Below are 13668 nucleotides of genomic sequence, written 5' to 3' on the forward strand. Positions count from 1 at the left end.
ACGCTGTCGAGGCGGAATGTTTTACATGTTCAACGCCGGTGTGCGAGGCCGGGCCGCTGCCGCGGGGATCACAGCGTGATCGCCGCCTTCAATCCCACCACGCCGACATCGTCTACCCCGCGCATGCCGCCCGGCTGACAGACCCATTGCAGATTGGGGCGCAGCTCGAGCCAGTCGGCGGGGTGGAGGCTGTAATATACCTCGGCGGCATATTCGGCGTCGCGCGCGGGGGTGCCGGGGACCAAGCTGTCGGCGCGCGCGGCGCGGCCGTTGACGTTGGTGCGCGCGAGTGCCAGCCCAAGCACGTCGCCGGGCAGCGCCGGCACCAGCCCCTTGTAGAAGAGGCCGAGCGCGACCTGATTGTCGGTGATGCTCGTCTTCCGGTCCGCCTGGGTGACATTGAGGAACATGCTGAGCCCGTTCAGCGCCTTGCCGTCCTTCGACGTGCCGGTGAGCTGCTGCTGCATCGACAGGTACACGCCGTAGCGACTCGACCGCCGCAGCGGCGCTGTACCGGTGAGCACGAGCGGGCGATGGTCGCGATCGAGCAGCACGTCGTCGCCGTCCGCGGTCGCGAGCCAACCGCCGACCTTGTACGAGCCGACCTTGCCCTCGTCGCCCCCGCGCGTGAGCCCGCCCTCCAGCGGGATCAGGACGCCCGTCGCACCGCTGAAACGACCGACGAAGAAGCCGGTGTCGAGGTTGCGCGGGTTGATCTCATAGACCGCGCCCTGGACATAATGGCGGTCGTCAAGCGCGACGCGGACGCGCGCGCCCCATTGGCTCACCGGCCAATTGTACCAATAATCGCCGGCGAGATTGCCCGGCTGCGCGCCGCAGAAGCTCAGATTCATGAAGTGACACGAGAAAGCGGCGAAGTCCTCGCCCGGGTTGGTGCGGCCGAGCTTCACCTCGGTGCGCTCGCCCAGCTTCTGCTCCCACCACAATTGCGTCACACGCACGGTCTGGCCGCGGCCGTAGACTTCCTGCACCTGCTGCAGCGTGCCGAGCCCGGCGTCGGTCGTGAGATCATAGCCGCGCCGCCACGTCACCGTCGCCTGGAAGGCGCCGCCGGCCAGGCCGACCAGTCGCTCGAGATCGAGCAGCGCGCCGACGTCGAACTGCCCGGTCTCGCGGAACAGCCGCCGCTCGCCGCCCGCGACATTGTAGCCGCTCTCCGAGGCGTAACGGGCCGTGAGGCCGATGCCGCGGCGGCCGAGTCGGGTGCGGATCTCCTGCCAGTCACCGATCAGGCCGGGCGGCGGCGAACTCTGCGTGTCCCCGATCAGCGACGAGGGCGAGGTATCGCCCGCGCGGCGACGGACCGGCGCGCGCGGGCGGCGCTGCGTGTCGCCCGACTGGGTCGCGGTGGCCGGACCGGGCGTGGTGGCGTCGGGCGCGGGCGGTGTCCCCTGCGGCGCGGGCGCCTGCGCCGCGTCGGCCGGGGGCGACGCCCCCACGTCGACCTGCTGCGCACGCGCCGCGCCCGTCGCGAGCAGCGCCGCCGCGGCGAGCGCCGCGGCGATCATCTTCGTCATCTTACCCCTCGGCGCACGGCCCGTCGTTACGCGATGCCAACGAACGTGACGGCGATTGGTTCGCGCGATCGTCGTGGGTCCGTTCGACGCGCGCGGCCGACGTGCCGGCCCGCGCGACCTCGGCGCCCGCGCCCGCGGGAGCCGGTCGCGTCAGGCGGCGCCGTGGCAGTGCTTGTACTTGCGACCCGAGCCGCACGGGCACGGCGCGTTGCGGCTGACCTGCCCTTCCCAGCTCGCCGGATCCGCGCCCAGGTCGGCGGCGGTCGGCTGCGGGATCTGCAACGGCGGCAGCTGGGTCGTCACCAGCCCGAGCGTGCCCGCGTCGATGTCGTTGGAATTGTCCTCGCCGGTGAACGGGTCGAAGTGGGTGGTAATGAAGTCGGGCAGCTCGGGCAGCGGCGGCGGCTCCTGCATGCGGAACTGCGCGTGCGCGATCGTCTTGGTCACGTCCTCGCGGATGGCGTCGAGCATGCGCTGGAAGAGGTTGAACGCCTCCTGCTTATACTCGTTGATCGGCGTCTTCTGCGCATAGGCGCGCAGGTGGACCACCTGGCGCAGCGCGTCGAGCGTCGACAGATGCTCCTTCCAGTGATGGTCGAGGTTCTGCAGCAGGATCGACTTCTCGACCTGGGTCCAGGTCTCGGGCTCGAGGTCGGCCGACTTGCTCGCCACCGCGGCATCGGCCTCGGCCTGGACTCGCTCGGTGACGATCTCGGGATCGATCGCGTCCTCCTTGAGCCACTCGTCGATCGGCAGCTCGAGGTTGAGGATGTCGGCGAGACGCGCCTTCATCCCCTCGATGTTCCACTGCTCGGGATAGGAGTTGGGCGGGCAGGACTCGCCGACGATCGCGTTGACGGTCTCGGCGCGCATGTCGCTGACCACCTCGCCGACGGTCTCGGCGTCCATGATGTCGGCGCGCTGCTCGTAGATCACCTTGCGCTGATCGTTCATCACGTCATCGTATTCGACGACCTGCTTGCGGATGTCGTAGTTACGTGCCTCGACCTTCTTCTGCGCGGTCTCGATCGCCTTGGTCAGCCACTTGCTGCCGATCGCCTCGCCGTCGGCGATGTTGCTGCGCATCATCTTGGCGAACAAGGTGTCCGGCCCGAAGATGCGGAGCAGGTCGTCGTCGAGCGACAGGTAGAAGCGGCTCAGGCCGGGGTCGCCCTGGCGCCCCGAGCGGCCGCGCAGCTGGTTGTCGATGCGGCGGCTCTCGTGCCGCTCGGTGGCGAGCACGAACAGCCCGCCCGCCTCAAGCACCTTCTGCTTCTCCGCCGCGATCTCGGCGCGGATCTGCTCGATCGCCGCGTCGCGCTCGGGACCCTCGGGCATGCCCGCGAGCTCGTCCTCCACGCGCATCTCGAGATTGCCGCCGAGCTGGATGTCGGTGCCGCGGCCCGCCATGTTGGTGGCGATCGTCACCGCGCCGAGCCGGCCGGCCTGCGCGACGATATGTGCCTCGCGCTCGTGGTAGCGCGCGTTGAGCACCGAGTGGTCGACGCCCTCCTGGCGCAGGAACTCGCTCAGCAGCTCGGACTTCTCGATCGAGACGGTGCCGACCAGCACAGGCTGGCCGTTCTCGGCATGCTCGCGGATCTTCTTGGCGATCGCGCGGAACTTGTCCTGCGTGTCCTTGTAGAACTCGTCTTCCTCGTCGACGCGGTGCACCGGCTTGTTGGTCGGGATGGTGACGACGTTCATCTTGTAGATGTCGAAGAACTCGGCGGCCTCGGTCGCGGCGGTCCCGGTCATCCCTGCCAGCTTGGGGTACATGCGGAAATAGTTCTGGAAGGTGATCGAGGCCATCGTCTGGTTCTCGGGCTCGATCTGGACGCCCTCCTTCGCCTCCACCGCCTGGTGCAGCCCGTCCGACCAGCGCCGGCCGTCCATCATACGGCCGGTGAACTCGTCGATGATGATGACCTTGCCGTCCTTGACGATATAGTCGGTGTCGCGCTTGAACATCACGTTGGCGCGGAGTGCCTGGTTGAGGTGGTGGACCACCTGCGTGTTCTCGAAATCGTAGAGGTTGGCGCCCTGGAGCAGCCCGGCGGCCTCGAGCATACGCTCGGCCTTCTCGGTGCCGTCCTCGGTGAGCACGATCGTCTTCTGCTTCTCGTCCTTCTCGTAATCCTCGGGCGCGAGCTGCTTCACGATCGCGTCGACGCTGATGTACAGCTCGGACTTGTCGTCGGTCGGCCCCGAGATGATCAGCGGGGTGCGCGCCTCGTCGATCAGCACCGAGTCGACCTCGTCGACGATCGCCATCGCGAACGAGCGCTGCACCATCTGCTGGCGCTCATATTTCATGTTGTCGCGCAGGTAGTCGAAGCCGAACTCGTTGTTCGTGCCGTAGGTGATGTCGGCGGCGTAGGCGGCGCGGCGCTCCTCGTCGGTGAGGTTGGGCACGATCACGCCGGTGGTCAGCCCGAGGAAGCGGTAGACGCGGCCCATCCAGTCGGCGTCGCGGCTGGCCAGATAGTCGTTGACGGTGATGACATGGACGCCGTCGCCCGGCAGCGCGTTGAGATAGGTGGCCAGCGTCGCCACCAGCGTCTTGCCCTCGCCGGTACGCATCTCCGCGATCTCGCCGCGGTGGAGCACGATGCCGCCGATCATCTGCACGTCATAGTGGCGCTGGCCGAGCACGCGACGCGCCGCCTCGCGCACCGTGGCGAAGGCCTCGGGCAGCAGCTGGTCGAGCGTCTCGCCGTCGGCCAACCGCTCGCGGAAGCGAACGGTCTGCTGCGCGAGCGTGGCGTCGTCCATCGCCTCGAGCGCCGGCTCGTAGGAGGCGATCTTGGCGAGCGTCGGGCTGAGCGACTTGACGTAACGGTCGTTGGACGAACCGAAGAGGGTCTTGGCAAGGCCGCCGAACATGGGCTTGATCCTGTAACTGGGGCGCGCCGCGGCGCCGTCCTCGGCGCGCGCACGCTGATCTATGGGGGAGAGCGGGAGCGGCGCGGCGCTAGACGCGCCGGCGGCCCGCGAAGATCGGCTCGCGCGGCGTCAGCGCGAGCGCGGTGGCGCGCGGCGCGGCGGCGCTGGCGGGCAGCGCGGCGAGCGCCTGCGCCGGGCGTACCGCGACGCGGCGCGCGGCCGAGACGATCGCGGCGGCGCGCGCCTGCTGTGCCACCGCCTGCGCCGGCTGCGCCTGACGCGCGCTCGTCCCCACGCCGGTCAGCGCGGACAGCAGGGCCGAGAGGAGCAGCAACAGGTTCACGGGCTTGGACATAAGACGAGACGAAGCGCGCGTCCACCGGCGCCTCGTCGAGTAAACCATCAATTTGTCAGCGTCTGGGCGTCCCGTCGCGTGGTCGAGCGGTACCGATGACGCGCTTCATATAGGCGTCGATGTCCCGGAAGTCGCGGATAGTCCAGACGTGCGGCGGCACCCGGACGCCGTTCTCGCGCAATGTTCGGGGGATCAGGTCTCCGTTCGGCTGCAGGATGATGGAGGAGACGATGACGCCGGGGTAAGCGGCCAGGCGCCTCCTGAATGCCTCGGTCGTCAGGTCGGGTGTGGGCGGATGTTTCTTGCGCGACAGCGGGCCGTCGCCACGCGCGTCGGCGCCGTGGCACATGGCGCATCGCTCCGCATAGAGCCGCTGTCCGTTCTCGAGCGGCGCTCCGCGGAGAGCGGTCGCCGCCATGACGGCCGCGTATAGCGCGACAACACGTCGCGCCCCGCGCGCCCCGGCGCTCCCGCCGGTCGACATGCTGCATTCCCCACGATGCTGCACCACGGCGCCCCTTTGCCTGCCTCCACGCCGCGCCTAAGAGGGCGCCATGTCGACGTCCATGTCCCCGCTCGCCACTCCCTTCCCCGATATGGCGAGCGTCGCCGGCGTGACGCTGCGGGTCGCGCGCGCGCACTACAAGGCGTGGGACCGCACCGACCTCACGCTCGCGGAACTCGCCCCCGGCACCACCGTCGCCGGCGTGCTGACCCGGTCCAAATGCCCCTCGCCCGAGGTGGAATGGTGCCGCGCCGCGCTGGTGCTGGGCCAGGCCCGCGCTCTGGTCGTCAACGCGGGCAACTCGAACGCCTTCACCGGGCATCGCGGGCGCGCCGCGGTCGAGGCGATCGCGGCGCAGGCGGCGACGCAGCTCGGCTGCCAGCCGTCCGATATCTTCGTCGCCTCCACCGGCGTGATCGGCGTGCCGCTGCCGATCGACCGGGCGCAGGCCGGCGTCGCCGCCGCCTTCGCCGCGCCCGAGGCGAACTGGCGCGACGCCGCCGAGACGATCGGCACCACCGACACTTATCCCAAGGGTGCGAGCGCGACCGCGGTGGTCGACGGGCGCACCGTGACGATCGCGGCGATCATCAAGGGATCGGGGATGATCGCGCCCGACATGGCGACGATGCTCGGCTTCCTCTTCACCGACGCCGCGGTGGAGGCGCCGTTCCTCCAGGCCGCGCTCGCCGCGGCGAACGCGCGCACCTTCTCGTGCATCACGGTCGACGGCGACACCTCGACCAGCGACACCGTGCTCGCCTTCGCGACCGGGGCGGCGGGCAACGCGCCGCTGGCCGACGACGACAGCCCCGGCGCCGACGCCTTCCGCGCCGCGCTCGCCGACGTCTGCCGCCAGCTCGCGCTGCTGGTCGTGCGCGACGGCGAGGGCGCGACCAAGCTGATCGAGGTGACGGTCGAGGGCGCCGAGAGCGACGCCTCGGCGCACCGCGTCGCGCTGTCGATCGCCAACTCGCCGCTGGTGAAGACCGCGATCGCGGGCGAGGACGCCAACTGGGGCCGCGTCGTGATGGCGGTGGGCAAGGCGGGCGAGCCGGCCGAGCGCGACCGGCTGTCGATCCGCTTCGGCGCCACCCAGGTGGCGCGCGACGGACTCGCGGTGGAAGGCTATGACGAGGCGCCGGTCGCGGCGCACCTGAGGGGGCAGGAGGTCGAGATCGGCGTGGACCTCGGGCTCGGCGAGGGACGCGCCACGGTGTGGACCTGCGACCTCACGCACGGCTACATCTCGATCAACGCCGATTATCGCAGCTGAGGCGGCGCGGCGGCCGCGCCGGGACGGGATCGTAGCGACCGACAGGGGGCGCGGTGGATGCTCCCCTGCAAGGGGGGGTGGCGCGCGCAGCACGTCCGAGGGGTGTCGCGGGATGTGAGTCCGCCGACGCTCGCCGGCCGGGTCACCCCTCCGTCAGGCCTGCGGCCTGACACCTCCCCTGCAAGGGGAGGATGAGCTCATGTCGACGATTCAGTCCGCGCCCAGCGTCACCGGACCCGCGATCCCCGCCGGCGCCTCGCCCTCGACCAGCAGCAGCACGACCCGCTCGCCCGCCCCCGCCGGCACGCGCGCCTGGAGCGGCCCCGGCGCCGTGTCGCGCTTGCTCGCGACCGGGCGGCCGTCGACGAGCAGCTCGGCGCGACCCGAGACCTTCTCGAAGCGGATGATCCCGCCCTCGGCGCCGACCCGCCGCCACGGCCGCACCACCGCGCGCCACGCGCGCCAGTCCGCGCCCGACTCGCCGGGCACCAGCGCGCCGGGACGGACGAACGCCCAGCTGTTGTTGTCGCCGTCCGGCGGCGCGGCGTCCGCGGCGGGGCGCTCGCGCGACGCGGGCGAGCGGCGCCACTCGGCGAGCGGCTGCGCGCGGCGCTGCTCGGGCCAGTTGGCCGGCGGCACCACCGCGTGCCGGTCGATCGTCGCGCGCGCGCCCCGGAGCCCCGGCGCGGTCGCGCTGAGGATCACCGCGCCGCCGCCCACGCTAGCCCGCACGATCACCTGCGCGAGTCCGTTGAACAGGCTGCGCGAGACGCCCTGCTCAGGCTCGTGGCTGTTGGGATCGCCGTTGCCCAGCCCGATGATCGCGGCGCCGTCGACCGCGAAGCGCACGGGGAGGTCGGCGGTCGGCACGTGCCGGCCGCGCGAGTCGGTCGCGTCGACCGTCACCGGCAGCGAGTCCTCGCCGTCGCCGAGCATCACGCGCCGCGCCGGGGTGAGCCGCAGCGCCACCGGCGCCCCCGCGGTCTCGTGCGCGGCGCGCGCCACCGCGCGGCCGCCGCGGCGCGCGACGGCCTCGATCCGGCCGGGCGCGTACGGCACGTGCCACTCGTTGCCCATGATCCGGTCGACCTGCTGCGTGCCCAGCGCGCGACCGTTCAGCGACAGCGTCACCTCCTCGGCGTTGCTCATCACCAGCACGCGGACGGGCTGGCGCTCGCGCCCCGGCCAGGTCCAGTGCGGCGCGATCGACACGACCGCCGCGTCGTCAACCCAGTGCGCGCGGTGCACATCATAGGCGGTCTTGGGGAAGCCGCAGAGGTCCATGATGCCGAAGAAGCTCGAGATCGTCGGCCAGGCATAAGGCGTCGGCTCGCCGTGATAGTCGAAGCCGGTCCAGGTGAAGCCGCCCGCGACGAAGCGCCGCTCGGCGATCGCGCGCCACGTCGCGCGGTGCGTCCCGCCCCAGCTCGCCGCCTCGTCGTCGTAGGAGGAGATGACGTGGCGCGCCGGGTCGCTGGCATAAGCGCCGCGCGTCTCGAACGCGCTGGTGTCCTCCGAGCTGGTCATCGCGCGCGTCGGGAAGAGCCGGTGGAACCGGTCATAATCGCCCTGGTAATAGTTGAAGCCGGTGACGTCGACGACGCTCGACACGCTGTCGGGCTCGAAGAAGGCGCCGTTCATCGCCGCGGTGACCGGGCGGCTGTCGTCGAGCAGGCGCACCGCGTGCGCCATCCGCCGCACCATCTCGACGCCCGCGGGCGTGCCCTGCATCGGCTCCTCGTTGAACACCGACCAGAGGATCACGCACGGGTGATTGCGGTCGCGCCGCACCAGCCAGCGCAGCTGCGCCATATAGTCGGGCGCGGGGTTGAACTGGCGGTTCTCGTCCATGACAAGGAAGCCCAGCTCGTCGCACAGGTCGAGGAACTCGGCCGCGGGTGCGTTGTGCGAGCAGCGGATCGCGTTGCAGCCGATCGCCTTCAGCCGCTCGAGCCGCCAGCGGTGCAGCGAGTCGGGCATGGCGACGCCGACCCCGGCATGGTCCTGGTGGAGACAGACGCCCTTCAGCTTCACCGGCCGGTCGTTGAGGAAGAATCCCTCCTGAGCGTCGAAGCGAGCGGTGCGGAAGCCGATGCGGGTACGGCGCTCGTCGACGATCCCCTCGCCCGTCACGCGCGTGACGACGGTGTAGAGCGTCGGGCGCTCGGCCGCCCATAGCCGCGGCGTCCCCGCGACGAGCGTCAGCCGCGCCTCGGCCTCGTCGAGCGCGGTGACGGTCGCGTCGGTCTCGGCCCGCGCGACCTCGCGCCCGTCGGGATCGAGCAGCCGCGCCGCGATTCGCACCGCGCGCTCGTCGCGCGCGACGCTGGTGAGCGTCACCGCCACCGGGACCCGCCAGGCGCCGTCGTCGCCGCGGCGCGGGTCGCAGTGGACGCCGTCGCTCGCGATCGACACCGCCGGTCGGCGCACGAGCCAGGCATGGCGGTAGAGCCCCGCGCCCTCGTACCACCAGCCTTCCATCGCCTCGGCGTCCACGCGGATCGCCACCGTGTTGAGCTCGTCGCCGAAGCGCGCGAACGGCGTCAGGTCGACGTAGACGCTGGTGTAGCCGGACCAATGATGCGCCACGACGCTGCCGTTGACCCAGATCGTCGCGTTGGTGGCGATGCCATCGAAGTGCAGCTCGATCCGCTGCCCGCGGTCGCGCGCGTCGAGCGCGAGATGGCGGCGGTACCAGCCGATGCCGCGCGGGCGATAGCCTTGCGCGACGTTGGCGCTTTCCACGAACGGCTGTGCCGACGCCCAGTCGTGCGGCAAGCGGACCCGCTGCCAGTCGGAATCGTCATAGTCGATCGCCGCCGCGCCTTGTGCATTGCCGGCCTTGACGCTGAGATAGGTCGCGTTGTGCGTGTCGAGCCGCGGCAGCGCGATATCGCCCTCGTGGAACAGCCAGCCGCGCTCGAGCCGCACCCGCGTGGGATCGCCGACGAACGCGCGCGGCGGCAGCGCGTGGCTGGGCGCAGGCATCGGCAGCCCGTCGCCGGCGGTGCGCCGCGCGATCGGCGCGGCGGCGAGCGGCGCGCCCGCGACGGTGGCGAGCGCGGCGGTGCCGCGCAGCAGGTCACGACGATGCATCAGAGATCGGACAGCTCGGCCACGAAGTCGTACGCGTCGCCGCGATAGTAAGAGCGGGTGAACTCCACCGCGCGCCCATCGCGCAAGAAGCCGCGGCGCTCGATCAGCAGCCCGGCATGGCCCGACTCGACGCCGAGCATCCGCGCGTGCTCGCCCCCGAACGGCACCGCGCGCAGCCGCTGCAGCGCGCGCGCGGGCCGGCTGCCCGCCGCCTGGAGCGCGGTGTAGAGCGAGTCCCCGACCGCCTCGGCGGAGGGCAGGCAGTAGCCCGCGATGGTCGACAGCTCGAGCGCCATCGGCTCGTCGTCGGCGCTGCGTAGCCGGTGGAAGCGATAGACCGCCGCGCCGGGCGAGAGACCCAGCGCCATCGACTCCTCGGGGCTTACCGTCCCCGCCGCGCGCAGGATCCACTGGCTCGACGCCACCTTGCCGCGCGCCGCCATGTCCTCGGTGAAGGAGGAGAGTTTCGAGAAGCTCTTCTCGACCCGTCCCGCGACGAACGTGCCCGCCCCGCGCCGCCGCGTCAGCAGCCCCTCCTCGACCAGCCCGCCGATCGCCTTGCGGACGGTGATGCGCGACACGTCATATTCCAGCGCCAGGTCGCGCTCGGCGGGGATGGCGTCGCCCTGCTGGAGCTTGCCGCCCCCGATCCCGTCGCGGATCACCTGCTGCAGCTGGAGGTAGAGTGGCGCCGCATTGCCCCGCCGGAACTTTCCGATCTCCTCGGCGAACCCCATTCTCTTCTCCCCTGCCGGCCGTCATCGCCGGATAACAGCAGCGTACCTGAAGCGACCAGGTGTCACAATCGCCCAGCGGCGGACGATAGGACCACTCGGTGCCACCCGCCGCCCGCGCTTCGGCGACGCAATCGTTCCCATCGCTGCTGAACGAGGAAAGCACGCCTCGCCAGCGACTTAGTGGTGAATACACATCGCGTAACCAAAATGAAATTTCTTGTCGCATGATTGGTATACTTTGGTTATATCATGCTGAAATCGCGGGAGCGGGGTCAACCCGACGGTGCGGTCGCAGGGCGGACACGGGCTTTCACATCGGGCGGACGGCCATCGCGGCGGCGCTCAAAGGGGAGAAGAAGACGATGCGTTTGCGGCAATTGGTCCTACTCTCGACCGCGCTGACCGGTCTCGCCGGCACCGCGCAGGCGCAGCAGACACCGCCCGCCACCACGCCGCCGAGCGAGGCCGCGCCGCCGGTCGACGCGCCGGGCGAGGCCACCGGCGAGGACGTCGTCGTCACCGGCTACGCGCGCAGCCTGCGCCAGGCGATCGAGGTTAAGCGCAGCGCCAACGCGGTGGTGGACGCGATCTCGGCCGAGGACATCGGCAAGTTCCCCGATCGCAACGTCGCCGAGTCGCTGTCGCACATCCCCGGCGTGTCGATCGACCGCCGCTTCGGCGAGGGCGAGAAGGTCGCCATCCTGGGCACCGACCCCGCGCTCAACCGCATGCTGCTCGACGGCCATGGGCTCGCCTCGGCCGACTGGGGCGGCAACGACAACGATCCCAGCAGCCGCACCTTCAACTATTCGCTGCTCGCGCCCGAGCTGGTCGACCGGCTCGAGGTGTACAAGTCGCCCGAGGCGCGGATCGAGGAGGGCAGCCTCGGCGGCACCGTGATCGTGCGCACGCGCCGCCCGCTCGAGCTGGAGAAGAACAGCGTCTTCGCCTCGGGCGGCTACACCTACAACGACCGCGCCGACAAGGGCAGCATTCGCGGCTCCGGGCTGTACAGCTGGAAGAACGACGCCGAGACCTTCGGATTCCTGATCGCGGCCACGTACGACAAGCAGAACCTGGTGCGCTCGGGCGTCGAGTTCTTCGGCTATGACAATGCCGACGGCAGCGGCAGCCCGTTCCTGACCACCAACGCCGCGGGCCAGCGCGTGCTCAAGAACCCCAATGCGGTGATCAGCGGCGGCACCGCGGCGGACCTCGACAAGGCCGCCTCGCCGTTCGGCATCAACTATGCCTATTTCCAGCAGCAGCGCGAGCGCGCCAGCGTCGCGGGCACGGTGCAGTTCCGCCCCGCCGACGGCCTGACGCTCACGCTCAACGGCCTGCACATCGACGGCAATTACAACAATTACAGCCAGGCGATGTACACCATCCCGGGGGCGTGGACCGGCGACGTGCTGCAATCCGCGACGATCGCTAACGGGGTGGTGACCGACGCGACCTTCGCCGGCGCCACCAGCCAGAGCGCGCAGCTCGACACGCTCGTGCGCAAGACCAAGCTGAAGACCGACAATCTCAACTTCTACGCGGACTGGGAGGGCGACAGCGGCGCCAAGGTCTCGTTCGCGGGCGGCTGGAGCAAGGCCACCGGCGGGCGCAATCCCGAATATTTGTTCAACGTGCAGACCAAGTCGCCGTTCAGCTATTCCTTCACGCCGAGCTCGGCCACCGTCAACTTCACCCAGGACATCACCGACCCGGCGGCCTATTTCAGCAACCCGAACAACAACAACGCCTTCATCGAGGGCGATCCGGTGATCGTCAACGGCCAGCAGCTGGTAGCGGCGCAGATCGGCGGGCTCGACTATAGCGTCACCACCGACCGCGACATCTACGGCGGCTTCGACGCGACGATCCCGCTCGGCGGCGTGTTCAAGGAACTGCTGCTCGGCGCGCGGGTGACCGACCACGTCAACCGCATCGACGCGCGCGGGATCAACACGTACCTGCAGCAGTCGCGGCTCGGCTCGCAGCTCGGCGTCGACACCGGCGTGACCCCCGACGGCATCTTCGACGGCACCGGCGGCAGCGGCAACGCCACCCGCTTCCTCAACCTGTCCGAGCAGGCGGTGATCGACATTCTCACCAACGCGATCAACACGCCGCTGGTGGAGAAGGTCGGCGCCTCGACCAGCGTGACCGAGCGCACCGCGGCGAGCTACGTCCAGCTCAACTTCGACCAGGGGCCGGTGCGCGGCAACATCGGCGGGCGCATGGTCTACACCAAGGACGTGTCACGCTACGCGCTGACGCTGGCGACCGACCCGAACGGCACCGCGCCGGTGAAGCCGGTGCCGACCAGCACCTCGACCGACTATCTCAAGTTCCTCCCCAACGTGAACATCGCCTGGGAGATCACGCCGCAGCTGATCCTGCGCGGCGCGGCGGCGCGCGTGATCTCGCGCCCGCGCTACCAGGACCTCGCCGCGACCACCTCGCAGAACGACGTCACCTTCGACGCGGGCGGCGGCAACCCCACGCTCAAGCCGTACCAGGCGACCAACTACGAGATCACCGCGGAATATTACCCGCGCCCGGGCGCGCTGCTCTCGCTCGAGCTGTACCGCCGCGACATCTCCAACTACATCCTCAACATCCGCGAGCAGGGTCAGTCCTTCTACAACGCGCTCGCGGGCCGCGTGATCAACACCTACACCGTCCAGCGCCCGGTCAACGCCGGCAGCGCCAAGGTGAACGGCGTGCTGGTCAACGGGCAGGCCGAGATCTGGGGCGGCTTCGGCATCCAGGCGAACTATTCGTACCAGGACAGCAGCACCGACCCGGTCCCCGGCATCGACGCGACCTTCGATCTGCCCTATCTGTCGAAGCATACCGTCAACGTGATCCCGTATTTCGAGAGCGGGCCGTTCCAGGCGCGGGTCAGCTACAATTACCGGACCGATTATTTCCGCACGATCGGCCGTCTCGGCTCGCCCGAGAAGGTCGCGCCGTACAGTCAGCTCGACGCCTCGGCCTCGATCAACCTCAACAAGAACATCACGCTGACGTTCAACGCGCAGAACCTGCTCGACGAGACCTATCTCCAGTACAGCAACACGCGCGACCGGCCGTCGGCCTTCTACAAGAACGGCCGCACCTTCGTGGGGAGCGTCTCCTTCCGGATGTGAGGACGCTCGTCGTGCCCCGGCGCCGCCTGGGGCCCAGATCGGAAGGCGTCGGTGACATCCACCAGCGTCCCCCGACTAGGCCTCGGCCCTCGCCGGCAACAGGCGGGGGAGCGGCAGTGATCAGCCGTT

General features: G+C 70.1%; 8 protein-coding genes. 2 read left to right on the forward strand and 6 right to left on the reverse strand.

Going from position 1 to position 13668, the window contains the following annotated elements; all coding sequences use genetic code 11:
* Positions 1-68 precede the first annotated feature (68 nt).
* From KZ813_RS09945 to KZ813_RS09960, 4 genes are all read right to left on the reverse strand, one after another.
* The gene (locus tag KZ813_RS09945) at positions 69-1538 is read right to left on the reverse strand and encodes a carbohydrate porin (protein ID WP_219754820.1); all 1470 of its coding nucleotides are present in this window, start codon (positions 1536-1538) and stop codon (positions 69-71) included.
* 150 nt (positions 1539-1688) lie between these two features.
* Positions 1689-4424, reverse strand: coding sequence for a preprotein translocase subunit SecA (gene secA, locus KZ813_RS09950; RefSeq protein ID WP_219754821.1), 2736 nt, complete (start codon positions 4422-4424; stop codon positions 1689-1691).
* Between the two features lie 88 nt (positions 4425-4512).
* The gene (locus KZ813_RS09955) at positions 4513-4779 is read right to left on the reverse strand and encodes a hypothetical protein (RefSeq protein ID WP_219754822.1); all 267 of its coding nucleotides are present in this window, start codon (positions 4777-4779) and stop codon (positions 4513-4515) included.
* A gap of 55 nt (positions 4780-4834) precedes the next feature.
* Entirely contained in the window at positions 4835-5197 is a 363-nt protein-coding gene (locus KZ813_RS09960) for a c-type cytochrome (protein WP_219754823.1), read from the reverse strand.
* 136 nt (positions 5198-5333) lie between these two features.
* On the opposite strand from KZ813_RS09960, the gene argJ reads away from it, so the two are divergent.
* Positions 5334-6560, forward strand: coding sequence for a bifunctional glutamate N-acetyltransferase/amino-acid acetyltransferase ArgJ (gene argJ / locus KZ813_RS09965; RefSeq protein ID WP_219754824.1), 1227 nt, complete (start codon positions 5334-5336; stop codon positions 6558-6560).
* A 210-nt stretch (positions 6561-6770) separates the two neighbouring features.
* Here the strand turns inward: argJ and galA are convergent, their stop codons facing one another.
* Both galA and KZ813_RS09975 read right to left on the reverse strand, forming a co-directional pair.
* Complete coding sequence (galA, locus tag KZ813_RS09970) at positions 6771-9656, reverse strand: beta-galactosidase GalA (protein ID WP_219754825.1); 2886 nt, start codon at positions 9654-9656, stop codon at positions 6771-6773.
* On the reverse strand, positions 9656-10393 hold the full coding sequence (locus KZ813_RS09975; RefSeq protein WP_219754826.1) for a GntR family transcriptional regulator: 738 nt from the start codon (positions 10391-10393) through the stop codon (positions 9656-9658). The genes galA and KZ813_RS09975 overlap by 1 nt, the downstream gene beginning before the upstream one ends.
* A gap of 362 nt (positions 10394-10755) precedes the next feature.
* Here KZ813_RS09975 and KZ813_RS09980 point away from each other — a divergent pair, with 362 nt between their 5' ends.
* The gene (locus KZ813_RS09980) at positions 10756-13539 is read left to right on the forward strand and encodes a TonB-dependent receptor (protein ID WP_219754827.1); all 2784 of its coding nucleotides are present in this window, start codon (positions 10756-10758) and stop codon (positions 13537-13539) included.
* The last annotated feature ends 129 nt before the right edge of the window (positions 13540-13668 follow it).

This window comes from Sphingomonas folli, assembly GCF_019429525.1.
Lineage (GTDB): Bacteria > Pseudomonadota > Alphaproteobacteria > Sphingomonadales > Sphingomonadaceae > Sphingomonas > Sphingomonas folii.